This is a genomic window from Nocardia sp. NPDC056064 (genome assembly GCF_042266925.1).
Classification (GTDB): domain Bacteria; phylum Actinomycetota; class Actinomycetes; order Mycobacteriales; family Mycobacteriaceae; genus Nocardia.
The window spans coordinates 3,447,642-3,469,429 of the sequence record NZ_JBHJWO010000001.1; the positions used below are offsets into that span (position 1 = coordinate 3,447,642).

At 70.4% G+C, this 21,788-nt stretch carries 23 protein-coding genes; 10 read left to right on the top strand and 13 right to left on the bottom strand.

Annotated elements, in window-relative coordinates:
- Window positions 1-45 precede the first annotated feature (45 nt).
- Complete coding sequence (locus ACFC06_RS15885) at window positions 46-198, top strand: hypothetical protein (protein ID WP_336087776.1); 153 nt, start codon at window positions 46-48, stop codon at window positions 196-198.
- Between the two features lies 1 nt (window position 199).
- On the opposite strand, the gene ACFC06_RS15890 is transcribed toward ACFC06_RS15885, so the two are convergent.
- The 6 genes from ACFC06_RS15890 to thiO form a co-directional block, all read right to left on the bottom strand.
- On the bottom strand, window positions 200-976 hold the full coding sequence (locus tag ACFC06_RS15890; protein ID WP_375935517.1) for an adenylate/guanylate cyclase domain-containing protein: 777 nt from the start codon (window positions 974-976) through the stop codon (window positions 200-202).
- A 287-nt stretch (window positions 977-1,263) separates the two neighbouring features.
- Window positions 1,264-2,019, bottom strand: a complete 756-nt coding sequence (locus ACFC06_RS15895) for an ABC transporter permease (RefSeq protein ID WP_375931033.1) — start codon at window positions 2,017-2,019, stop codon at window positions 1,264-1,266.
- Window positions 2,019-2,951 carry an ABC transporter ATP-binding protein gene (locus ACFC06_RS15900; protein ID WP_375931036.1) on the bottom strand — a complete coding sequence of 311 codons (933 nt, stop codon included), beginning with the start codon at window positions 2,949-2,951 and terminating at the stop codon, window positions 2,019-2,021. Before ACFC06_RS15900 ends, ACFC06_RS15895 begins: the two co-directional genes overlap by 1 nt.
- A gap of 93 nt (window positions 2,952-3,044) precedes the next feature.
- Window positions 3,045-3,803, bottom strand: coding sequence for a thiazole synthase (locus ACFC06_RS15905; protein WP_375931038.1), 759 nt, complete (start codon window positions 3,801-3,803; stop codon window positions 3,045-3,047).
- The gene (thiS, locus tag ACFC06_RS15910) at window positions 3,796-4,011 is read right to left on the bottom strand and encodes a sulfur carrier protein ThiS (RefSeq protein ID WP_375931041.1); all 216 of its coding nucleotides are present in this window, start codon (window positions 4,009-4,011) and stop codon (window positions 3,796-3,798) included. Before thiS ends, ACFC06_RS15905 begins: the two co-directional genes overlap by 8 nt.
- Window positions 4,008-5,102: a glycine oxidase ThiO gene (thiO, locus tag ACFC06_RS15915; RefSeq protein WP_375931044.1), complete on the bottom strand. Its 1,095-nt coding sequence runs from the start codon at window positions 5,100-5,102 to the stop codon at window positions 4,008-4,010. The genes thiS and thiO overlap by 4 nt, the downstream gene beginning before the upstream one ends.
- Window positions 5,103-5,181: 79 nt before the next feature.
- Between thiO and thiE the strand changes: the two genes are divergently transcribed.
- Complete coding sequence (gene thiE, locus ACFC06_RS15920; protein WP_375931047.1) at window positions 5,182-5,880, top strand: thiamine phosphate synthase; 699 nt, start codon at window positions 5,182-5,184, stop codon at window positions 5,878-5,880.
- A 132-nt stretch (window positions 5,881-6,012) separates the two neighbouring features.
- Here thiE and ACFC06_RS15925 read toward each other — a convergent pair whose 3' ends face one another.
- Window positions 6,013-6,648 carry an NUDIX domain-containing protein gene (locus tag ACFC06_RS15925; RefSeq protein WP_375931050.1) on the bottom strand — a complete coding sequence of 212 codons (636 nt, stop codon included), beginning with the start codon at window positions 6,646-6,648 and terminating at the stop codon, window positions 6,013-6,015.
- Window positions 6,649-6,779: 131 nt separating this feature from the next.
- Here ACFC06_RS15925 and ACFC06_RS15930 point away from each other — a divergent pair, with 131 nt between their 5' ends.
- The 3 genes from ACFC06_RS15930 to ACFC06_RS15940 are packed head-to-tail and all read left to right on the top strand — an operon-like array spanning window position 6,780 to window position 11,659.
- A complete protein-coding gene (locus tag ACFC06_RS15930) occupies window positions 6,780-8,261 on the top strand; it encodes a hypothetical protein (protein ID WP_375931053.1) in 1,482 nt (493 codons plus the stop codon).
- Window positions 8,258-9,220 (top strand): glutamate ABC transporter substrate-binding protein, encoded by a 963-nt coding sequence (locus ACFC06_RS15935; protein WP_375931056.1) that lies wholly within the window; start codon window positions 8,258-8,260, stop codon window positions 9,218-9,220. Before ACFC06_RS15930 ends, ACFC06_RS15935 begins: the two co-directional genes overlap by 4 nt.
- Before the next feature lie 6 nt (window positions 9,221-9,226).
- Window positions 9,227-11,659, top strand: coding sequence for a tetratricopeptide repeat protein (locus ACFC06_RS15940; RefSeq protein ID WP_375931059.1), 2,433 nt, complete (start codon window positions 9,227-9,229; stop codon window positions 11,657-11,659).
- Window positions 11,660-11,676: 17 nt separating this feature from the next.
- On the opposite strand, the gene ACFC06_RS15945 is transcribed toward ACFC06_RS15940, so the two are convergent.
- Window positions 11,677-12,876 (bottom strand): acetate kinase, encoded by a 1,200-nt coding sequence (locus tag ACFC06_RS15945; RefSeq protein WP_375931062.1) that lies wholly within the window; start codon window positions 12,874-12,876, stop codon window positions 11,677-11,679.
- Complete coding sequence (pta, locus tag ACFC06_RS15950) at window positions 12,873-14,951, bottom strand: phosphate acetyltransferase (protein WP_375931065.1); 2,079 nt, start codon at window positions 14,949-14,951, stop codon at window positions 12,873-12,875. The genes ACFC06_RS15945 and pta overlap by 4 nt, the downstream gene beginning before the upstream one ends.
- Window positions 14,952-15,025: 74 nt before the next feature.
- Between pta and ACFC06_RS15955 the strand changes: the two genes are divergently transcribed.
- Window positions 15,026-15,532: a nitroreductase family deazaflavin-dependent oxidoreductase gene (locus tag ACFC06_RS15955; RefSeq protein ID WP_375931068.1), complete on the top strand. Its 507-nt coding sequence runs from the start codon at window positions 15,026-15,028 to the stop codon at window positions 15,530-15,532.
- Between the two features lie 41 nt (window positions 15,533-15,573).
- Here ACFC06_RS15955 and fgd read toward each other — a convergent pair whose 3' ends face one another.
- Window positions 15,574-16,584 carry a glucose-6-phosphate dehydrogenase (coenzyme-F420) gene (gene fgd, locus ACFC06_RS15960; protein WP_375931071.1) on the bottom strand — a complete coding sequence of 337 codons (1,011 nt, stop codon included), beginning with the start codon at window positions 16,582-16,584 and terminating at the stop codon, window positions 15,574-15,576.
- 152 nt (window positions 16,585-16,736) lie between these two features.
- Between fgd and ACFC06_RS15965 the strand changes: the two genes are divergently transcribed.
- The 4 genes from ACFC06_RS15965 (at window position 16,737) to ACFC06_RS15980 (ending at window position 19,824) form a co-directional block, all read left to right on the top strand.
- Complete coding sequence (locus ACFC06_RS15965) at window positions 16,737-17,498, top strand: HAD-IIA family hydrolase (RefSeq protein ID WP_375935520.1); 762 nt, start codon at window positions 16,737-16,739, stop codon at window positions 17,496-17,498.
- A gap of 78 nt (window positions 17,499-17,576) precedes the next feature.
- Window positions 17,577-18,665, top strand: a complete 1,089-nt coding sequence (locus ACFC06_RS15970; protein ID WP_375931074.1) for an LLM class flavin-dependent oxidoreductase — start codon at window positions 17,577-17,579, stop codon at window positions 18,663-18,665.
- Complete coding sequence (locus ACFC06_RS15975) at window positions 18,662-19,279, top strand: FMN reductase (RefSeq protein WP_375931077.1); 618 nt, start codon at window positions 18,662-18,664, stop codon at window positions 19,277-19,279. Before ACFC06_RS15970 ends, ACFC06_RS15975 begins: the two co-directional genes overlap by 4 nt.
- Entirely contained in the window at window positions 19,276-19,824 is a 549-nt protein-coding gene (locus tag ACFC06_RS15980; protein WP_375931079.1) for a YceI family protein, read from the top strand. The genes ACFC06_RS15975 and ACFC06_RS15980 overlap by 4 nt, the downstream gene beginning before the upstream one ends.
- 52 nt (window positions 19,825-19,876) lie before the next feature.
- Here the strand turns inward: ACFC06_RS15980 and ACFC06_RS15985 are convergent, their stop codons facing one another.
- From ACFC06_RS15985 to ACFC06_RS15995, 3 genes are all read right to left on the bottom strand, one after another.
- Complete coding sequence (locus ACFC06_RS15985) at window positions 19,877-20,536, bottom strand: serine protease (RefSeq protein ID WP_375931082.1); 660 nt, start codon at window positions 20,534-20,536, stop codon at window positions 19,877-19,879.
- An 88-nt stretch (window positions 20,537-20,624) separates the two neighbouring features.
- The gene (locus tag ACFC06_RS15990) at window positions 20,625-21,080 is read right to left on the bottom strand and encodes a MarR family winged helix-turn-helix transcriptional regulator (RefSeq protein WP_375931085.1); all 456 of its coding nucleotides are present in this window, start codon (window positions 21,078-21,080) and stop codon (window positions 20,625-20,627) included.
- Window positions 21,077-21,691, bottom strand: a complete 615-nt coding sequence (locus ACFC06_RS15995; protein ID WP_375931088.1) for a DJ-1/PfpI family protein — start codon at window positions 21,689-21,691, stop codon at window positions 21,077-21,079. The genes ACFC06_RS15990 and ACFC06_RS15995 overlap by 4 nt, the downstream gene beginning before the upstream one ends.
- Window positions 21,692-21,788: the final 97 nt, after the last annotated feature.

Sequence of the window (21,788 nt, forward strand, 5' to 3'; positions counted from 1 at the left end):
AGCGTGCTTGTTAATTGCGGGCAATCGACCAGGCAAGATGGGAGCATGTCCAACTCCACTGCGGTGATCCTGCTCTTCGCCCTCACCGGCTTCCTGCTGGGCGGCGCCTACACCACCTGGAAGACCAACCGCCAGCTCTCGATCGCCCTGCTCGTGGCCGCGGCCATGGCGGCCGTCGGCGCGGTGCTGTGGTTGTGACTCAGGGGGCGCTGAGTTTGAAGATGCGCACGTCCTCGGGCACGCCGTTGAGGGGTGCCGCCCAGAAGTTGCGTTTGTAGGGCTTGACGGTGGCGCCCAGCTCGGCGAGGGTTTCCGGGCGCAGCGCCGCCAGGGTGGTGCTGGACAGCATCATGTTGCCGTTGCCGCCCGCCTCCATCATCCTGGCGGCGATATTGACGTCGACGCCGAGCCAGTCGCCGCCGATCTCGCGCGGGGAGCCGGTGTGCAGGCCCACCCGCATGCGGGGCTTGTAGCCCTCGACCTCGACCTGGGCGAGATTGCGCCGGGCCGCCAGCGCCGCGCGCACCGCGCGGTCGGGTGAGGAGAACACCGCCATCAGGCCGTCGCCCATGCGCTTGACCACCTGACCGCCCCGCTCGGCGATCGGCGGCTCGATCGCCCTGGCGACCTTGCGCAGCAGCTCGAGCGTGCGTTCGTCGCCCGCGGCGAGCGACCAGCTGGAGAAGGAGACCAGGTCGGTGAACACGATGGTCACCTCCTCGGTGCCGCGACCACGGCCGATCCGCTCCAGCGCCGCCTGCCAGACCTGCAACGCGCCGAAACCGATCTCCCTGGCCGCGGTGGGGGTGCCGCCGACGATCTTGTCCGCCACCCGGGCCACCGCCCTGGCCCCGCCGGGCCCGGAGACCGAGAGCGGATCGCCGAAGGCCGGGTCTCCGGGCAGCTGCTGACGGGCCCGGCGCACGGCGCCGATGACATCGGCGCGCCGGTTGGCGGCCTGCAGTTTCGAGGAGATCTGGACGCGCTTGCGAGCGGCCCGCGCGGCGTCGGCGCCTGCCGCGGGCAGGGTCTCGTCGGTCTCGATCGGCTCCAACGGGATGACCACCTCCGGGACCTTGTCGTGCGGTCGCGGATCCGCCCCGCCAGAAGGCGTTTCACTCACGCCACGAGGGTATCTCACCCGACGACAACCGCCGGTCCGCTGTTTGTGACCAGCGGACCGGCGATCGTGCCTCCGACGGCCGGGCAGCGGCCGTCGGAGGGAAGCCCGGGCCGTTGCGAGGGCCGCCCGGGCTTGTCCAATCAGGCGTCGCGCTGGTTGACGACCACCAGGGCCGCACCGAACACGATCGCCACGAACACGGTGAAGTAGATCAGGCTGCCCCACACGCCCCAGTGCCAGTTGCCGGACACTTCCTCGGCGGTCAGGAAGCGGTTGATGTTGGCGAAGGGCAAGAACGGGGTGACGTTGCGGCCGAAGCTGCCGAAGGCTCCGAGCAGGCTCTCGATGAGCAGCGGCCAGAGCACGATCAGCGAGATGGCCGCGGCCGACTGCCGGACCAGCACACCGACACCGATCGCCAGGATCGCCCCGAGCAGGGCGTAGATCGGAATGCCGTAGATCTCGCGCCAGTTGCCTTCGAGCACCAGGCCGGGGGCGTCGTCACCGACGATCAGCTTGGCCACCACGAAGGCGACCAACGCCAGCACACCGGTCAGCACGGCGGCGTACACGCCGACCAGACCGGCCTTGGACGAGATCACCTTCGACCGGTTCGGTACCGCGAGGAAGCTGGATCGGATGACGCCGAAGCGGTATTCGCTGGTGACCGTCAGCGCGGCCATGATCATCAGGACCATCACGCCGAAGCCGGTCACGCCGGATGCGGCCAGTGCCGGGGTGAGCGGCGGCGGGCCCTGCCCCGGCTCGGCGTCGATATTGGTGATCAGCGACATCAGCACGGCGAAGCCGATGCTGAGCAGCACCACCACCGCCGAGCACCACCAGGGCGAGCGGGTCGAGGTGAGCTTGATTCGTTCCGCAGCGAGCACGCCCATCAGAGCGCACCTCCCATCACCTGGTCGAGGCCTTCGCCGTGGTACTCCACCGCGCCGCCGGTCATCCGCATGAACGCTTCCTCGAGCGAGGCCTGCTGCGGCGCGAGCTCGTAGAGCGTGACGTTGTTGGTGCCTGCCACCTTGCCGACCTCGTCGCTGGCCACGCCCGCGACGATCAGCGCGTTGTCGCCCTCCTCGCGCACGGTCATGCCGTGCGAGGTGAGCAGGCTGCGCAGCTGGTCGAGCTGCGGGCTGCGCACGCGCACCGACTGCTCGGAGGCGCGCTCGATGAAGTCCTTGGTGGTGGTGTCGGCGATGAGCTGACCCCGGCCGATGACGATCAGGTGCTCGGCGGTCTGGGCCATCTCCGAGAGCAGGTGACTCGACACCAGCACCGTGCGGCCCTCACCGGCCAGGCGCTGCATGAACCGGCGGATCCACAGGATGCCCTCCGGGTCGAGGCCGTTGACCGGCTCGTCGAACAGCAGCACCTTCGGGTCGCCCAGCAGCGCGCCGGCCAGGCCGAGGCGCTGCGACATACCCAGCGAGAACCCGCCCGCGTTCTTGTTGGCGACCTCGGAGAGGCCGACCAGGCGCAGCACTTCCTCGACCCGGGACTTGGGCAGGTCGTTGGCGGCGGCCAGCCATTCCAGGTGCGCGCGCGCCGATCGGTTCGGATGCACCCACTTGGCGTCCAGGAGCGCGCCGACCTGCGTCAGCGGGCGCTCCAGGTCCTGGTAGTGCTTGCCGCCGATCAGCGCGGTGCCCGAGGTGGGCTTGTCCAGCCCCAGGATCATCCGCATGGTCGTCGATTTGCCGGCACCGTTGGGTCCGAGGAACCCGGTCACCAGTCCAGGCTGGACGGTGAACGAGAGGTCCTGCACCGCGACGGTCTGGCCGAATTGCTTCGTCAGGCCCTTCAGCTCGATCATGTGCCTCAGCTTGCCGGACGAAGGTGGCGAGCGCGTCGCCGTGAGGTCGCGAGTCGGGTCATCCTCGAGGATGACCCGACCCCGAGACGGGGACTACCTGGCTGGGGAAGAAGCCTGAGCCCAGAAACGCTTGGGGATGCGGCCCGCCTGCCGGGCCAGATACCCGGCCCGCACGCCCGCGGCCATCGCCTCGGCCATCAGCCGGGGTTCGCGCGCCCTGGTCACCGCGGTGGCCAGCAGGACCGCCGAGCAGCCCAGTTCCATGGCCAGCGCGGCATCGCTGGCGGTGCCGATGCCCGCGTCCAGGATGACCGGCACGTTCGCGGCGCCGACGATCATCTCGATGTTGTGCGGGTTGCCGATGCCGAGGCCGGTGCCGATCGGCGAGCCCAGCGGCATCACCGCCGCGCAGCCCGCCTCCTCCAGCCTGCGGGCCAGGATCGGGTCGTCGGTGGTGTAGGGCAGCACCACGAAACCGTCGTCGACCAGCTGTTCGGCGGCGTCGAGCAGCTCGATCGGGTCGGGCAGCAGGGTGCGGTCGTCGGCGACGACCTCGAGCTTGACCCAGTTGGTCTCGAGCGCCTCGCGGGCCAGCTGCGCGGTGAGCACGGCCTCGGCGGCGGTGCGACAGCCCGCGGTGTTGGGCAGCGGGGTGATATCGAGGCGCTCGAGCAGATCGAGCACGCCGGTGCCGCCCGCGGCGTCGACGCGGCGCATGGCGACGGTGGTGAGCTCGGTGCCCGAGGCGACCAGCGCCTCCTCCAGGACGGCGAGGTTCTCGGCACCGCCGGTGCCCATGATCAGGCGCGAGCCGAACTCTTTGTCGGCGATGCGGAAACCTTGCTCAGCCACCCTGGACCGCCGTCAGGACCTCGATGTTCCAGCCGCGCCCGACCGGCTCGTCCCAGCGCGACTTCGGGTAGACCGCGCCGTCGACGGCCACGGCGACGCCCTGGCAGGGCAGGTCGAGCCGGGTCAGCAGTTCGCGAATGCTGAGCGGCTCGGCGAACTCGTGATCGGCACCGTTGACGGTGATTCCGATCGGGATGGTCGAGGTCATCGAACTCCTCCTGGGGACGACAGCGAAGGCATCGGGGATGCCGGAAAACGGTGGGGGGACACGGCTTCGGCGACGGCGGGGGTCTCACCCGCGAGCAGCGCGGGCACCAGGTCCGCGGTGATCGCCAGGGTGAGCATGCCGTTGCGGCCGTGTCCGGTGGCGGCGACGACCCGCTCGTCGAGCGCGCCGAGCAGGGGCAGGTTGTCCGGGGTCGAGGGACGCGAGCCCGCGTTCGCTTCCGCCAGTTCGTATTCGGCGATACCGGGCAGGATGGTCTCGGCATCGGCGAGCAGGTCGCGGACGCCACCGACGGTGACGGTGGTGTCGTGACCGGCTTCGTATTGTGTTGCGCCCAGGACGATTCCGTCCTCGCGCGGGACCAGGTAGACCTGTCTGCCGTGCACCCTGGCCCGGATGACACGACGGGGCGGCGGACTCACCCCGGGGCGGTGCCGCAACCGCAGGATCTCCCCCTTCACCGGCCGCACCGGCAGGCCGGGCCACAGGTCCGCCGAGTGCGCACCGGCGGCGAGCACCACGCGGTCGTGCGGCAGATCGTCCAGCGCGGCAACGGTTTCGGTGCGGATCTCCACGCCGGTGGCGGAGCACGCTGCCAGCAGTGCGCGCAGCACCCGGCGATTGTCGATGGCGGGTTCGGTGGTGGCGAGCAGGCCCGCGCGCACGGTGCGGGACAGGGTGGGTTCGATGGCGCGGACCCCGGCGCGGTCGAGCACCCGCAGGTCGTGGCCGAAGCCGGCCAGCCAGTCGGCGACGGTGCGCAGGTCGGTGACGTCGGCGGCGTCCAGGGCGACGGTCAGGGTCTCCTCGGCGACGAAGACCGGGTCACCGGTGACCGCGCGCAGCTGTTCGGCGAAGGCGGGCCAGGCGTCCAGGGCGGCCGCGCCGAAGGCGAGTACCCGGTCCTCCCCCGGCCAGCCCTCCGACAGCGGCGCGAGCATGCCTCCGGCGACGTTGGACGCGCCGGAACCGGGGGCCGGATCGAAGACGGTGACCGTCCAGCCGGCCCGCGCGGCCTGCCAGGCGACGGCGAGTCCGACGGCGCCGCCGCCAACGACCGCCAGAGTCCGCATCACGTTCCACCTGTCTTTTTCCGCCTGTCGCCCGCCATGGCGTTCGCATCCCCACGGTAGCGCGACTACCGTCGACACCGTGCAGCCCTCCCATCCGAATCGTTCCGTCCCGCCCAGGGAGCGCCTGTCGAGCGCACTGCTGTATCTGTGCACCGACGCGCGCCGGGAAAAGGGTGATCTGGCCAGGTTCGTCGACGCCGCGCTCGCCGGTGGTGTCGACATCGTCCAGTTGCGTGACAAGGGCTCGCCCGGTGAGGCCGAGTTCGGTCCGCTCGAGGCCAAGGCCGAGCTGGGCGCGCTGGCCGAGATCAAGGCCGCGACCAGGCGCCACGGTGCGCTGCTCGCGGTGAACGACCGCGCCGACATCGCGCTGGCGGCGGGCGCCGATGTGCTGCATCTGGGCCAGGGCGACCTGCCGCCCGCCTACGCGCGGCGCATCCTGGGCCCCGATGTGGTGATCGGGCGGTCCACCCACAACCGCAATCAGGCGGGCATCGCGGCCATCGACGGCCATCTCGACTACTTCTGCACCGGTCCGATCTGGACCACCCCCACCAAGCCGGGCCGTCAGGCGGCGGGGGTCGACTTCATCCGCTCCACGGCCGACGCGCACCCGACGCTGCCCTGGTTCGCCATCGGCGGGGTCGACCTCGCGCGGCTGCCCGAGGTTCTGGAAGCGGGCGCCCGCCGCGTCGTCGTGGTGCGAGCGATCACCGAAGCCGCCGATCCCGAAACGGCCGCTCGCGAACTCAAGACCGCGCTGCTCGCCGCGAACTGACCGCGTTCGCCGAGCGGCCGCGACGCCGGGTCGTGACCCGCGGACCGGGGCATCGAACTCGAGGCCGGAGATCGCGCCGCGTGGCGGTCATCTCCCGGCTGGACCGCCCGGCCGCGAGGGTTGGTCAGGACCTCAGGACAGGATGTCCGCGCGGGTCAGCAGTGGGCCCGTGGCCGGGTCGGCGTCGAGGACGACCTCGTCGCCGGGGCCGCCGGTGCTCGCGTGCAGCCAGTAGAAGCCCTGGTCGGCGAGGTCGATGGTGCGCGGCAGGGCCGCGGCGAGTTCGTCGTCGGGGGATTCCACACGCAGCGGGACCGCGCGCAGAGTGCGCCAGGCTTCGGCGAACCCGGGGTGCAGCGGACGGTCGGTGACCTCGTTCTCCGGGACCCAGGCGAGTTCGTCGCTCTCCTTGTTGGCGACGGTGGCCAGCGGTGACGCGGCGTCGGCGATAACGGTGACGTAGGTCCAGCCGCTCGGGGCGGTCATCGTGAGCCGCTGGGCGCGCACCCGCAGCAGGTCGGCGGTGATACCGGCTTCCTCCTCGGCCTCACGGACCGCGGCGTGCTCGGCCGACTCGTGCGAGTCCCTGGCGCCGCCGGGAATCGCCCACGTGCCGCCCTGATGACTCCACGGCGCGCGATGCTGCAGCAGCACCGCCGACCCACCGGCAGGCAGCGGCGCGCGCAGCAGCAGCCCGGCCGCGCCGAAGCGGCCCCAATGCCGCACCCCGCCCGGACTGTTCGACCAGCCGTCACCGTCACCGCGCATAAGTCACTACTCTCTGTCCGTGGCAGCCGATCAGCAACCGCTTCGGGGGTGTCTGAGAGGCTGCGCCGCCGGTAGGACAACAATAAACTCCGCTATAGCAACGGTGCGCGGACAAGTCGGGGAGGTGAACGGTGGTCGAACCGGGGAACCGCACTGCCTCGACCGAGGTGGCGGCCGTACGTTCGGGCCCGTCATCGCAGGCCGGAGCGGGTACGACGTCCACGAAGGAGCCCGCCGCAGCCGGTTCCGGTGGCAGGCGCGCGGCGCTGCGCCGCCCGGCCATCGTCACCGAGCGACCGCCCGTGCCCGACGTCGCGGCCCTGCGCGCGCAGTTCCATCCGGACCGGATGCGCGGCTTCGTGCGGTCCTCGCCGGGCCGTCTGGTGGCCGCCGGACTGGTGTTGATGGCGCTGTGCGTGACCGCGGGCTCGGTGACTTCCACCATCGTGCGCGACCGCCAGCAAGCTCTGGGCGTACTGCTCGACGACACCGAACCCGACGCCCACTCGGCCAACCACCTCTACACCTCGCTCTCGATCGCCGACGCCGCCGCGGGCACCGCGTTCATCGCCGGTGGCCTGGAACCGCAGGCGGTGCGCGACCGCTACACCCAGGCCGTCGGTGAGGCCGCGGCCGAGTTGGTCACCCAGGCCGGGCACATCTCCGCCGAGGAGGCGGCCGACCCGAGCGGCACCGACCGCCGCCTGCGCACCGGCATCGCCACCGGCCTGCCCGTCTACACCGGCCTGATCGAGACCGCGCGCGCCAACAACCGCAACGGCTACCCGGTCGGCGCGGCCTACCTCAGCGAGGCCTCGCATCAGATGCAGACCACGCTGCTGCCGATGGCCGAGGAACTCGAGAGTCATCGCATGGACGCGGTGACCGCGGCCCAGCACCGGCACGTGCAGCCCCCGTGGCCCGCGATCGTGCTGCTGATGCTCGCCCTGGGCGCCCTGATCTGGGTGCAGGTGGAGCTGGCCCGCCGATCGCGGCGCTTCTTCAACATGGGCCTGCTGCTGGGCACCGCCGCGCTCGCGCTGACACTGCTGTGGACGGTGGCGGCGGGTTCGCTGTCAGCGGTGGCGATGATCCGCTGCCGGGACGAGGGCGCCGTTCCCGCGGCGCGGCTGGCCGAGAGCCGGATCCTGGTGCAGCAGGCCAGATCCGCGGAGATGGTGAAGCTGGTGCGCCGCGACGCGACCGGCGACTACGACCGCACCTTCGAGGTCAACGCCACCCGCCTGATCGAACTGCTCGACGGCTACCCCGCCGACGCCCCCGCCCGCACCGAGGTCGCCGACGCCCGCGCCGCGCTCACCCGCTGGCAGTCCGCGCACGACCGGATGAACGACACCCTCGAACGCGGCGATTTCGCCGGCGCGGCCGCGGTCGCCACCGGACCCGGTGCCGCCGACGCCACCGCCCAGGTCGACGCGCTCGACCGCGCGCTCGACGAAGCCTCGGCCGCGACCCGGAACACCCTGCGCTTCAAGGTCTCCCAGGCCATCGACGTGCTGTCCTTCCTGAGCCCCGGCGCGCTGGTCCTCGGCATCGCGGCCGCCGTCGGCGTTGGCCTGGGCCTGTGGCCGCGTCTGCGGGAGTACCGATGAGGCGGGCACGCGTCTGGACGACGCTGCTGCTGGCGACGGCGGCGCTGATCGGTGGCTGCTCCGACAGCACCCCGGCCCCCGACGAACGCGGCGTGTACTCCGAACCGCCGTTGCCCGCCAAGGCGATTCCGGTCGGCACCGACACCCCGGTCCCGCCGCGCGGTGGCGAACAGTGCGGCGACCCCACCGCGAGCCTGCGCCCCAGCACCGCGAGCGGACCCACCATCGCGGCCATCCGCGCCCGCGGCAGGCTGGTGGTCGGCTTGGACGCGGGCAGCAATCTGTTCAGCTTCCGCGATCCGCTGACCGGCCGCATCGTCGGCTTCGACGCCGACATCGCCCGCGAGATCGCCCGCGACCTGCTCGGCGACCCGGACCTGATCGAATACCGCAGTCTCGCTTCGGAAGAGCGCGAACGCGCCCTGCAGGATCACACCGTCGACCTGATCGCCAAGACCATGACGATCACCTGCGAACGCCGCCAGCGCGTCGCGTTCTCCACGGTGTACCTGCGCGCCGATCAGCGGGTGCTGGCGGTGAAGAACTCCGGGATCAACGGCCTGGCCGACCTGGCGGGCAAGCGGGTCTGCGTGGCGCGCGGCACCACCTCGCTCGACCACATCCGGCGCGACCAGCCCGCCGCCACCATCCTCACCGTCCCCACCTGGGCCGACTGTCTGGTGGTGCTGCAACAGCGCCAGGTCGACGCCGTGAGCACCGACGACTCCATCCTGGCCGGGCTGGCCGCGCAGGACCCCTACACCGAGGTGGTCGGCGGCAGCATCAGCGCCGAGCCGTATGGGATCGGCATCCCCAAGGGCGACGACGACCTGGTGCGCTTCGTCAACGCCACGCTCGAGCGCATCCGCAACGACGGCACCTGGACGCGCATCCACCGGCGCTGGCTCGCCTCCCTCGGCGACCCGCCGACCCCACCCGCCCCCACGTACCAGGACTGATCGCCGATGAGTACGCAGGACGACCCCGCCGAACACACCCCCACCGAACTGTCGCGGCGCGAGCCGACCCAGCTCACCGAACGCCCCCGCCCCGGCACCCTGCCCGGCGGCTGGACGCTGCCGCCCGAGCCCGCCGAGTCACCCGACGAGCCGCCCGCCGACGACGAGACCCAGCCGCTGCCCAAGCTGCCCTCCCACGCCGTCACCGAGATCGCTGCCCGGCCCGCCCCACCCGGCACCCAGGCCACGCCCGCCGCGACCCAGGGTTCCTGGGTCTCCGAACCCGTCGCCACCTCGCGCTCCGGGCGCAGTGTGCGCACCGCGCGCTCGCGCCCGACCCGGCGGCTGGGCGCCGGGCTGGTGCCGATCCCGACCGTCACCCCCGCCGATCCCCGCGATGCCGTGCTCGCCGATCCGGTGGTCTCGGAGGGCAGGCGGTTCTGCTGGCGCTGCGCGAATCCGGTGGGCCGGTCGACTCCCGCGCGGGCCGCCAGTTCCAGCGGCGTGTGTGAAACCTGCGGCGCCGCTTATGATTTCCGGCCGTCGCTGCACGAGGGCGACATGGTCGCCGGGCAGTACGAGATCCAGGGCTGTATCGCGCACGGCGGGCTGGGCTGGATCTATCTGGCGATCGACCGCAATGTCAGCGACCGCTGGGTGGTGCTCAAGGGCCTGCTGCACGCCGGTGACGCCGAGGCGCAGGCGGTGGCCGTCGCCGAGCGGCAGTTCCTGGCCGAGGTGGCGCACCCGAGCATCGTCAAGATCCACAATTTCGTCGAGCACACCGCCCCGGACGGGTCGAGCATCGGCTACATCGTGATGGAGTACGTCGGCGGGCATTCGCTGCGCGACATCCTCGACGCCCGCCCGCGCGGGGAACAGATGCCGCTGGCCGAGGCCATCGCCTATGTGCTCGAGATCCTGCCCGCCCTCGACCACCTGCATTCGATCGGCCTGACCTACAACGATCTCAAGCCCGACAATGTGATGGTCACCGAGGACCAGGTGAAACTCATCGACCTCGGCGCGGTCGCCACTATCGAAGCCTACGGAAACCTCTACGGCACCAAGGGCTTCCAGGCACCGGAGATCGCGCGCACCGGCCCCACACCCGCCTCCGACATCTACACCGTCGGCCGCACCCTGGCCGCGCTCACCCTGGATCTGCCCAGCGAGCACGGCCGCTACCTCGACGGCATCCCCGACCCCGCCGACGAACCGCTGCTGGCGCGCTACGAGTTCTTCCACCGGTTCCTGCTCACCGCCACCGAACTCGATCCGGCACAGCGCTTTCCGACGGCGCGGGCGATGTCGGCGCAGCTGGCGGGGGTGCTGCGCGAGATCCTCGCCTACGACACCGGCAGCGAACATCCCCAGCTGTCCACAGTCTTCAGTCCCCAGCGCACCAGCTTCGGCACCGAGGAGCTGATCAGCCAGACCGACGCCTACCTCGACGGTGTCGGCCGCTCCCCCCTGCTCGACTCCAGCACGGTGGTCGCCGCGCTGCCGATTCCGCTCATCGACCCCGCCGACCCGTCCGCGCCGCTGCTGGCCGCCACCGCCAACCCGGAACCCGAGCGCGTGCTCGAGGCCCTGCACGACGCCCGCGAACGCGCCGAGGCCGACCCCGACAACGCCCCGGACACACTGGCGGGCGAACTGCTCTACGCCGAGGCGCGCGCCCGGCTGGAACTCGGCGAATCGGCCGCGGTCCTGCATCTGCTCGACCGGGCGCCGAACGAATCCGATTGGCGCACCGACTGGTTCACCGGCCTGGCCGGCCTGCTCGAACTCGACTACGAGGCCGCCTTCGGCTCCTTCGAGGCGGTGCTGCGGGTCCTGCCCGGCGAGATCGCACCCAAGCTGGCACTGGCCGCCACCGCGGAACTGATTCTGCAGCACTGGGAATCGGACGCCCCCGAACAGTGGCGCTCGTTCGCCGAACGCTATTACGCCACTGTGTGGCGCACCGACCGCGCCGTGGTGAGCGCCGCCTTCGGCCTGGCCAGGCAGTTGGCCGTGGCGGGTCAGGTGGGCGAGGCGGTGCACGCGCTCGACGAGGTCCCCGCCGCGTCCCGGCATTTCACCACCGCCCAGACCACCGCGATCCTGTTGCTGCTCACCAGTTCCCCCGTCGCCGACCTCGACGAACAGGTGCTGCGCCTGGCCGCCTCGCGCGCCCAGTCCATCCCGCCCGGCGAGCACCGCGCGGTCCTCATGCGCACCCTCGTCCAGGGCACCGCCCTGGCCTGGCTGGGCGCGGGCAACACCCCGAAACGCAAGGACGCCAAACTCTTCGCCCGCCCCTTCGACGAACGCGACCTCCGCGAAGGCACCGAAAAGGGCCTGCGCACCCTGGCCCGCAACGCCCCCGACCGCACCCACCGCTACGCCCTGGTCGACCTCGCGAACTCCCTGCGCCCCAAGTCCTGGTTCTGAGGCCGAGCCGCGTAACCCTATGCGCTGAGGGCGACTTCGTGGGCGGCGCGGGCGATGGCCAGTTCCTCGTTGGTCGGGACTACGAGTACCGCGACCGGTGACGAGTCGGTCGAGATGCGGCGGACGCCCGGGGTACGGGTTTCGTTGCGGGTGGGGTCGAGCTGGATGCCCAGGTTCTGGAGGTCGGCTACGGCGGCGGCGCGGACGGTCGGGCTGTTCTCGCCGACACCCGCGGTGAAGACGATGGCGTCGACTGTGCCCAGCTCGACCAGGTAGGCGCCCAGGTAGCGGCGCAGGCGGTGGATGTAGACGTCGAAGGCCAGCTTTGCCTGGGCGTCGCCGTTGTCGATGAGTTGCTGGAGTTCGCGGAAGTCGTTGACGCCCGACAGGCCCTTGATCCCGGAATCGCGGTTGAGCAGTTGCTCGACGGCGGGCAGGTCCAGGCCGGCGGCGTGCATCAGGTGCGGCATGATGCCGGGGTCGAGGTCGCCGGGGCGGGTGCCCATGACCAGGCCCTCGAGCGGGGTCATGCCCATGGTGGTGTCGACCGCGACGCCGCCGCGCACGGCCGAGGCCGAGGCGCCGTTGCCGAGATGGAAGATGATCTGGTTGACCTCACCGGCCGGACGGCCGAGGAATTCGGCGGCCTTCTCCGAGACGTACTGGTGCGAGGTGCCGTGGAACCCGTAGCGGCGGACACCGTGCGCCGCAGCCAGTTTCGCGTCCAGCGCGTAGGTGCGGGCCGCCTCGGGCAGGGTGTGGAAGAACGCGGTGTCGAACACCGCCACCTCCGGAATGCCGGGCAGCAGTTCGCTGGTCGACTCGATGCCGACGGCATTGGCCGGATTGTGCAGCGGCGCGAGCCGGGACAGGTCGCGGATGGTGTCGAGCACCTCGTCGGTGATCAGCGTCGGGCGCCAGAACACCTCACCGCCGTGCACGACCCGGTGCCCGACCGCGCCGATCCCGGCGGTGGTCAGGTCGATGCCGGTCTCGCGGAACATCTCGAACGCCTGGCGCAGCCCGGCACGATGATCCGCGATCGGGCCCTCGTGCACCAGTTTCCGGTCACCGCACTCGTGCACCACCCGCCCGCCGTGCGCCTCACCGATCTTCTCGACCAGACCCGATGCCCGGACCTGGGCCGAATCCGCGTGCAGCAGCTGATATTTGATCGACGACGAGCCGCAGTTCAGGACAAGTACCAAGTCACTCACGCCGGATCCCCCTGCGCCTGGATGGCGGTGATCGCCACGGTGTTGACGATGTCGGCGACCAGCGCGCCGCGCGAGAGATCGTTGACCGGCTTGCGCAGACCCTGCAGCACCGGGCCGATCGCCACCGCGCCCGCACTGCGCTGCACGGCCTTGTAGGTGTTGTTGCCGGTGTTGAGATCCGGGAACACGAACACCGTCGCCTTGCCCGCCACCGTGGAGTTCGGCAGCTTGGTGCTCGCGACGGCCGGTTCGATCGCGGCGTCGTACTGGATCGGGCCCTCCACCGGTAACTCCGGCGACCGCTCGCGCACGAATTCGGTGGCGGCACGGACCTTGTCGACATCGGCGCCGGTCCCCGAGGCACCGGTCGAATACGACAGCATGGCCACGCGCGGCTCGATCCCGAAGCGGGCGGCGGTCTCGGCCGAGGACACCGCGATATCGGCGAGCTGCTCGGAGGTCGGGTCGGGCACCACCGCGCAGTCGCCGTAGGCGAGCACCCGGTCGGCCAGGCACATCAGGAACACACTCGACACCGTGGACACACCCGGCACCGTCTTGATGATCTCGAAGGAGGGCCGGATGGTGTGCGCGGTGGTGTGCGCGGCACCGGAGACCATGCCGTCGGCGATGCCCTTGTAGACCATCATGGTGCCGAAATAGGAGATGTCGGCCATGGTTTCGCGGGCCCGTTCGAGCGTCATGCCCTTGTGCTTGCGCAGTTCGGTGTATTCGGCGGCGAATTCGTCGAGGTAGCCGGAGGTGCGCGGGTCGAGCACCTGCGCGGCCTCGATGTCGACGCCGAGTTCGGCGGCGCGGGCGCGCACCGAGGTCTCGTCGCCGAGGATCGTGAGGTCGGCGATCTTGCGCTGGAGCACCCGGCCGGCCGCGCGCAGGATGCGGTCGTCGTCACCCTCGGGCAGCACGATGCGCTTGCGGTCGGCGCGCGCGCGATCGATCAGCCGGTACTCGAACATCTGCGGGGTCACCACGTTCGAGGCGGGCACCTGGATGCGTTCGAGCAGGGCGGGCGCGTCGACGCGCTGTTCCATCAGGGCCAGCGCGGTGTCGACCTTGAGCGGGCTGCCCGCCCACATCCGGCCGCGGGTGCGGTGCACGGCGCTGGCGGTGTCGTAGGTGCCGAGTTCGGTGGTGAGGATCGGCAGCTTGGGATGCAGGCCCTCCATCAGCCGGGCGATGGCCGGATGCGGCCGGATGCCACCGTTCATGATCACCCCGGCCAGCGACGGAAAGCCCGCCGCCTCATGGGCGTTCACCACACTGAGCAAGACGTCGGAGCGGTCGCCCGGGGCGATCACCACCACGCCGTCGGACAGGCGCTCGAGGATGTGCTCGGCGGTCATGCCGCCGACCATGATCCGCAGGGCCTCGCGTTGCAGCAGTTCCGGGTCGCCGCTGTAGATCTCGCCGTCGATGGCCCCGCACAGCTCGCCCATGGTGGGCGCCATGAGCAGCGGCACCTCCGGCAGCGTCCAGGAGGGCACCTCGGAATCGGCCAGCGCGGCACCGATCTCGTCGATGTCGTCGGGCGCGCAGCGGTTGGCGACCACCGCCACCAGCTGGGCGTGCTCACCGGCCAGCTCACCGGAACACAGTTCCACCAGGTGTTTGACCTCGGCGGGCGTGCGCTCGGCGCCACGCACCACCAGCAGCACCGGTGCGCCGAGGTTGACCGCGATGCGGGCATTGAAGCGCAGTTCGCTGGGGCTGGCCACATCGGTGTAGTCGCTGCCGACGATGACGACCGCGTCGCACGCCTTGGCGACATCGTGGAAGCGCATCACGATCTCGCTGATCGCGGCGTCGGGGTCGCGGTGCACGTCCTCGTAGCTGACGCCGACGGCCTGTTCGTAGCCGATGTCGGCGGTGCTGTGCTCGAGCAGCAGTTCGAGGATGTAGTCGGTCTCGGCCGAGGAGCGGGTGATCGGGCGGAACACGCCGACCCGCGCGGTGGTCGCGCACAGCATCTGCAGCACGCCGAGCGCCACGGTGGATTTACCGGTGTCACCCTCCGGGGAAGCGATGTACACGGTGGACGGCGCATGTTCGACCATGCTGGCGAGCTTAGTTAATCGATGGCGATTCGGCCGGGCGGTGTGGTGTGTTCGACCGCGTTATAGTCCCGCCCATGACGACGTCCTTCCCGGATCGGCAGTGGGGATCGCGCAGCAGCGCCCTGTCCCGCGCGGCCAACCGCTTCGCCGCCACCAAGCCCGGATCCTGGGTGATCCGCACTCTGACCCCGCTGGACCGGGCCATCCTGGAACGCACCGACGCCAAGTACACCGTGCTCGGCCCGATCGGCGCCCCGGTGATCCTGCTGACCACCACCGGCCGCAAGTCCGGCGTCGCGCGCACCCAGCCGCTGCTCTACGTCCACGACGGCGACACCCTCTACGTGGTCGGCTCCAACTTCGGCCAGGCGCACCACCCCGCCTGGACCGCGAACCTGCTGGCCGACCCGTCGGCGACCGTCGCCATCGCCGGTGAGCGCATTCCCGTCACCGCGACGCCGGTCCCCGACGCCGAGAAGGACGCCCTGTTCGCCCGCTTCGTCGAGGTCACCGGCGCGTACGCGGCCTACCGCGAGCGCACCACCCGCAACCTGCGCATGTTCGCCCTGCGCCGGGCCTGACCGCGCCGGTCCCCGGCATCAGGGAACCGGCGCGGGAGGGGTCAGCCCAGTGCGCGCAGGCGCGGCGCCAGGTCGCGCTGGAACAGGTCGAGGAAGCGGAGCTGGTCGTGGCCGGGGGCGTGGAAGACCAGGTGATTGAGGCCCGCGTCGAGGTAGGGCTTGATCTGGGCGACGGCCTCGTCGGGGTCGCTGGCCACGATCCAGCGCTTGGCGACCTGCTCGATGGGCAGCGCGTCGGCGGCGGCTTCCATCTCGATCGGGTCGGTGATGTCGTGCTTCTGCTCGGGCGTCAGCGACAACGGGGCCCAGAAACGCGTGTTCTGCAGGGCCAGTTCGGGATCGGTGTCGTAGGAGATCTTGATCTCGATCATCTTGTCGATCCCGGCGACATCGCGCTCGGCCTTGGCCGCGCCCTCGGCGACGGCGGGCAGCAGCTTCTCGGTGTAGAGGTCCATGCCCTTGCCGGAGGTGCAGATGAAACCGTCACCCGCGCGGCCCGCGTAGCGCGCGACGACCGGGCCGCCCGCGGCGATGTAGACGGGGATGCCGCCCTTGGGCACGTCGTAGATGGAGGCGCCGACGGTGTGGTAGTACTCGCCGTCGAAATCGACGCGGTCACCGGTCCACAGCGCGCGCATGAGCTGCACCGATTCGCGCAGCCGGGCGAAACGCTCCTTGAAATCGGGCCATTCGCCCTTGTAGCCGGTGGCGATCTCGTTGAGCGCCTCGCCGGTGCCGACACCGAGCATGACGCGTCCCGGGTAGAGGCAGCCGAAGGTGGCGAACGCCTGGGCGATCACCGCCGGGTTGTAGCGGAACGTGGGGGTGAGCACGGAGGTGCCGAGCGTGATGCGCTCGGTGCGCTCGCCGGTGGCGGCCAGCCAGGCCAGGGAGAACGGCGCGTGCCCGCCCTCGTGCCGCCACGGCTGGAAGTGATCGCTCACGGTCGCGCTGTCGAGACCGTGTTCCTCGGCGGCCACCGCCAGCTCGACCAGCTCGCGCGGTCCGAACTGTTCCGCCGACGCCTTGTATCCGAGCTTGAGATCAACCATCTCAGCCACTCCTGTCTTCGCTTCGTCGCGCCCCTGCCGTCTCGACACTAACCAACACGCGTACCGACTGCCCGGTAGCACGGCGACCGGGTTTAGCGGATGATTAGCTGGTGACCGCCAAGGATGAGCAGATCTTGTCGTACCTGACCGACATGGACGGTGTGCTGGTCCACGAGGACCAGCTGATCCCCGGCGCCGACGAGTTCCTCGCCGAGCTGCGCGCCAACGAGATCCCGTTCCTGGTCCTCACCAACAACTCCATCCGCACCCCGCGCGACCTGCAGGCCAGGCTGCGCCAGACCGGCCTGGACATCCCCGAACAGTCCATCTGGACCTCCGCGCTGGCCACCGCTACCTTCCTCGACGAGCAGCGCCCCAACGGCACCGCCTACGTGGTCGGCGAATCCGGCCTCACCACCGCGCTGCACGAGATCGGCTACGTGCTCACCGATGTCGACCCGGACTACGTGGTGCTCGGCGAGACCCGCACCTACTCCTTCGAGGCCATCACCACCGCCATCCGCCTGGTCGACCGCGGCGCCAAGTTCATCGCCACCAATCCCGACGCCACCGGCCCCTCCCGCGACGGCGTCCTGCCCGCCACCGGCTCGGTCGCCGCGCTGATCACCCGGGCCACCGGCAAGGACCCCTACTACGTCGGCAAACCCAACCCGCTGATGATGCGCTCGGCCCTGCGCCGCATCGGTGCGCACTCACAGAGCACGGTCATGATCGGCGACCGGATGGACACCGATGTCATCGCCGGGCTCGAAGCCGGCCTGCGCACGGTCCTGGTCACCTCGGGCATCTCCACCAAGTCCTCGGTCGAGGCCTACCCCTTCCGCCCGACCATGGTGGTCGATTCCGTCGCCGACCTGGTCGGCCGCACCAGCAGGCCCTTCACCGACCTGTGAGCTAGCTCTCACCGGAATAAGTTTCCTCGTCCACTAGTTATAGTTGCCATGGCAACCAAAGCGAGCCGAGGAGGGCCAGTGCAGTTCGGAATCTTCACCGTGGGTGACGTGACCACCGATCCGACGACCGGCCGTACCCCCACCGAGGGCGAGCGGATCAAGGCGATGACGACCATCGCGCAGAAGGCCGAGGAGGTGGGCCTGGACGTGTTCGCCATGGGCGAGCACCACAACCCGCCCTTCGTGCCGTCCTCGCCCACCACCATGCTCGGCTACATCGCGGGCCGCACCGACCGCATCCAGCTGTCGACCTCGACCACGCTGATCACCACCAACGACCCGGTCAAGATCGCCGAGGACTTCGCGACCCTGCAGCACCTGGCCGACGGCCGCGTCGACCTGATGCTCGGCCGCGGCAACACCGGCCCGGTCTACCCGTGGTTCGGCAAGGACATCCGCGACGGCATCCCCCTCGCGATCGAGAACTACGCCCTGCTGCACAAGCTGTGGCGCGAAGACGTGGTGACCTGGCAGGGCCGCTTCCGCACCCCGCTGCAATCGTTCACCGCGACCCCGCGCCCACTCGACGAGGTCCCCCCGTTCGTCTGGCACGGCTCGATCCGCAGCCCGGAGATCGCCGAACAGGCCGCCTACTACGGTGACGGCTTCTTCGCCAACCACATCTTCTGGCCCACCGACCACTTCCAGCGGCTCATCGACCTGTACCGCCGCCGCTACGAGCACTACGGGCACGGCAGCGCCGACCAGGCGATCGTCGGGCTCGGCGGCCAGGTGTTCCTGCGCAAGAACTCCCAGGACGCCGTGCGCGAGTTCCGGCCGTACTTCGACAACGCGCCGGTCTACGGGCACGGGCCCTCGCTCGAGGAGTTCACCGAGCAGACCCCGCTCACCGTCGGCAGCCCGGAGCAGGTCATCGAGAAGACGCTCACCTTCCGCGAGAACTTCGGCGACTACCAGCGTCAGCTGTTCCTCGTCGACCACGCGGGCCTGCCGCTGAAGACCGTGCTCGAACAGCTCGACCTGCTCGGCGAGGAAGTGATTCCCGTGCTGCGCAAGGAGTTCGCCGCCGGTCGTCCCGCGCACGTGCCCGACGCGCCGACCCACGCGTCGCTGCTGGCCGCCAAGGAAACGGAGGTCGCCGCATGACCGCACGCATCGCCGTGGTCTCGGCGGGGCTGTCGCAGCCCTCCTCGACCCGGCTGCTCGCCGAGCGGCTCGCCGCCGCGACGGCCCGGGGCCACGACGTCGAACTCGACTTCGTCGACCTGCGTGAACAAGCCCGCGACCTGGCCGACAACCTCGTCGCCGGGTTCGCCTCCCCCGCTCTGCGCACCACCATCGACCGGGTCGTCACCGCCGACGGCCTGATCGCGGTGACGCCGATCTTCAACGCCTCCTACAGCGGCCTGTTCAAGACGTTCTTCGACGTGCTCGAACCGGAGTCGCTGGTCGGGATGCCGGTGTTGATCGGTGCCACCGGTGGCACCGAACGGCATTCGCTCGCGCTGGAACACGCGCTGCGACCGCTGTTCGCCTATCTGCGCTCGGTCGTCGTCCCGACCGCCGTCTACGCGGCGTCCACGGATTGGGGCGACGGCGCGGGCGACGGCCTGGACCGCCGAATCGACCGTGCCGCCGAGGAATTCACCGAACTCCTGGCCGGACGATCGCGCACCCGCACCGTCGACCCCTACGCCGAAACCACCCCCTTCGAAGATCTGCTCGCCGGAAACCTCACCCCCACAAGGAGTTCCCTATGACCACCGCACTCGCCAACGGCCTCACCGCGGGCACCTGGACCATCGACGCCAGCCACTCCACCGTCGGCTTCTCCGTCCGCCACCTCATGGTGAGCAAGGTCCGCGGCCGCTTCACCGATTTCGACGGCGCGCTCGTCATCGGCGAGGACGGCTCCGCCTCCGCGCACGCCGAGATCCGCGTCGACTCGCTGACCACCGACAACGCCCAGCGCGACGGCCACCTGCGCACCGCCGACTTCTTCCACGCCGAGCAGTTCCCGGTGATGACCTTCAAGTCCACCGGATTCCGCGGCGAGGGCAGCGATTTCGTCGTCGACGGTGAGTTCACCGTGCGCGGCAACACCAAGCCGGTCTCGCTCGAGGTCGAGTTCCTCGGCGTGAACCCCGGCATGGGCAACGGTCCGGTCGCCGGGTTCGAGGCCAAGACCGTGGTCTCGCGGCGCGAGTTCGGTCTCGACATCGACATGCCGCTGCCCGACGGCGGCACGGTGATCGGCGACAAGATCACCCTCACCCTCGAGATCGAGGTAGCGCTGCAGAGCTGATCCCCGACACGACGAAGCCCCTCGGTGACGAGGGGCTTCGTCGTTCTCTGGGTCAGATGGGCCGGAAACCGGCGCCGAGGTCACCGCGGCCGTCGATGTCGGCGAGGATCGCGGTGATGTTCATGCCCACCTCCGGGCCGAGGCAAGGCACATAGACATACCCGTTGACCATCCCGACCAGCGTGGAGCCCACCACCACCGGACCGCCGGAATCACCGGAGACCACACAGATCTGGGTGAGCGTGGCGATCCCGGATTCCAGCGGGTCACCGTAGGCGAGTCCGCAGGTCTGCGCGGTGCTGCGGCCTTCCTTGCAGGCGATGTCCGGGAACTGCGCCGGGCCGCCGACGCCGGTGATGGTCGTATTGCCCACCCGGTTCACCGGCACCACCACGGCCGGATCGAAGGTGATCACCGAGTAGTCCATGGCCTCGCTGCGGTAGCCGACCGTGCCGACGGTGCCCGCCTCGGCATTCGTCTCGGCGACGATGCTCGCCCCCTCCGGCCCGCAGTGCGCCGCGGTGAGCCCGACCAACCGGCCCGCGGCGTCGTGCCCGATCGTGGTGAGGGTGCAGGTCGCGCCGTCGACGAGGATGCCGGAACCGCCACCGAGCACCGCCGGCTCCGCGGCGTGCGCGGTGCCGATCGGGCCCGCGGTGAGCGCTCCGAGGACGGCCAGAACCGCGGCTGCCGCGGCGAGTGTCTTCGACATGTTCGATCCGATCCGTAGCTGAGGTTTCCCGGGCGAAGAGGACTGTTCGATCACGCGCCTGGGACCATAGCAAGGATGCATCAGCGCCTCAGCCGCGGTCCGATCCGTCGATGATCGTGTCGAGTGCCGCGCTGAGCCGGGTGAGGGTGGCGACGGTGGCGGCGAACTCCGCCGGGCCGAGTACCGCGGCGAGGCGCTCGGCCATGGCCGCGTGCTGCGGGCCGATCCGCTCGATGGCGGCCAGCCCCGCTTCGGTGATCGCGACGAGCTTGGCCCGCTTGTGCGCCGGATTGGGCCGGTACTCGCAAATGCAATCGGCCACCAGCAGATCCGCCACCCGCTGCACGCTCTGCCGGGTGATGCCCATCGCGCGCGCGATCCCGGCGACCGGCAGCGGCTGCTGCTGCACCGCCGCCATCACCTGCCACCAGGCCACCGAGATGCCCGCGGGCGCGGCCAATCCGTCACCGATGGTGAGGAATTGGCCGTTGAGCCGGTAGACGGTGAGCGCGGCGCCGTCGAGCAGTTCCTGTTCGGGCGTCACTGTCCGGCCAGCGCGGCGTAGGCGGAGGCGTCCTTGTGCGCGAACAGCTGGAACCAGGCGTCGAGGACCGGCGGCTCGTAGAGGTCGAGGCGGGCGAAGATCTCGCGCGCGAATTCGAACGGGGACATGGCATTCGCGGTGATCACGTCACCGTCGGTGACCGCCGGGGCGTCGACATAGTGCCGCGCGCCCGAATAGCCGGTCTCGGCAAGGGTTTCCGGGTCGTTGCTGGTGTGCGCGCGGGTGTCGAGCAGTCCGGCCCGCGCCAGACCGATGGTGGCGCCGCAGATTCCGGCGACCGGAACGCCCGCCTCGACGAAGCGCTTCGCGGCCTCCGCGAAGGGATTCAGCGCGTCACCGGACCACAGTTCGGCGCCCGGCAGGATCAGCATGGCGCTGTCGGCGGGGTCGAGATCGGCCAGGGCGAGGTCGGGGGTGACGCGGAAGCGGCCCATGGTGGTGACCGGTTCGGCGGTGAGCCCGACGGTGCGCACCTCGAAGACACCGGGCTCGCGATGCCAGGAGGTGTCGGCGATATTCGCCAGGGCGGCGCCCGCCTCCCAGTCGGCGAGGGTGTCGTAGACCGCGGCGTGGACTGTTTTCTTCGTCATGACAGTATGCTGTCAGATTTGACAGGATGCTGTCAATAAGAATTTTGCAACCCTCTTTTCGTAAGCTCACCGCATTCGGTGCGAGACAAGGAGGTTC

Excerpts from the sequence above, each read along its gene's own strand:
- ACFC06_RS15985 (WP_375931082.1), bottom strand. The coding sequence starts at position 20,536 with ATGTCGAAGACACTCGCCGCGGCAGCCGCGGTTCTGGCCGTCCTCGGA.
- ACFC06_RS15995 (WP_375931088.1), bottom strand. The coding sequence starts at position 21,691 with ATGACGAAGAAAACAGTCCACGCCGCGGTCTACGACACCCTCGCCGAC.
- thiO (WP_375931044.1), bottom strand. The coding sequence starts at position 5,102 with ATGCGGACTCTGGCGGTCGTTGGCGGCGGCGCCGTCGGACTCGCCGTC.
- thiS (WP_375931041.1), bottom strand. The coding sequence starts at position 4,011 with ATGACCTCGACCATCCCGATCGGAATCACCGTCAACGGTGCCGATCAC.
- ACFC06_RS15925 (WP_375931050.1), bottom strand. The coding sequence starts at position 6,648 with ATGCGCGGTGACGGTGACGGCTGGTCGAACAGTCCGGGCGGGGTGCGG.
- ACFC06_RS15955 (WP_375931068.1), top strand. The coding sequence starts at position 15,026 with ATGACGACGTCCTTCCCGGATCGGCAGTGGGGATCGCGCAGCAGCGCC.
- ACFC06_RS15975 (WP_375931077.1), top strand. The coding sequence starts at position 18,662 with ATGACCGCACGCATCGCCGTGGTCTCGGCGGGGCTGTCGCAGCCCTCC.
- ACFC06_RS15965 (WP_375935520.1), top strand. The coding sequence starts at position 16,737 with ATGGACGGTGTGCTGGTCCACGAGGACCAGCTGATCCCCGGCGCCGAC.
- ACFC06_RS15940 (WP_375931059.1), top strand. The coding sequence starts at position 9,227 with ATGAGTACGCAGGACGACCCCGCCGAACACACCCCCACCGAACTGTCG.
- ACFC06_RS15885 (WP_336087776.1), top strand. The coding sequence starts at position 46 with ATGTCCAACTCCACTGCGGTGATCCTGCTCTTCGCCCTCACCGGCTTC.
- pta (WP_375931065.1), bottom strand. The coding sequence starts at position 14,951 with ATGGTCGAACATGCGCCGTCCACCGTGTACATCGCTTCCCCGGAGGGT.
- fgd (WP_375931071.1), bottom strand. The coding sequence starts at position 16,584 with ATGGTTGATCTCAAGCTCGGATACAAGGCGTCGGCGGAACAGTTCGGA.
- ACFC06_RS15895 (WP_375931033.1), bottom strand. The coding sequence starts at position 2,019 with ATGGGCGTGCTCGCTGCGGAACGAATCAAGCTCACCTCGACCCGCTCG.
- ACFC06_RS15980 (WP_375931079.1), top strand. The coding sequence starts at position 19,276 with ATGACCACCGCACTCGCCAACGGCCTCACCGCGGGCACCTGGACCATC.
- ACFC06_RS15935 (WP_375931056.1), top strand. The coding sequence starts at position 8,258 with ATGAGGCGGGCACGCGTCTGGACGACGCTGCTGCTGGCGACGGCGGCG.
- ACFC06_RS15900 (WP_375931036.1), bottom strand. The coding sequence starts at position 2,951 with ATGATCGAGCTGAAGGGCCTGACGAAGCAATTCGGCCAGACCGTCGCG.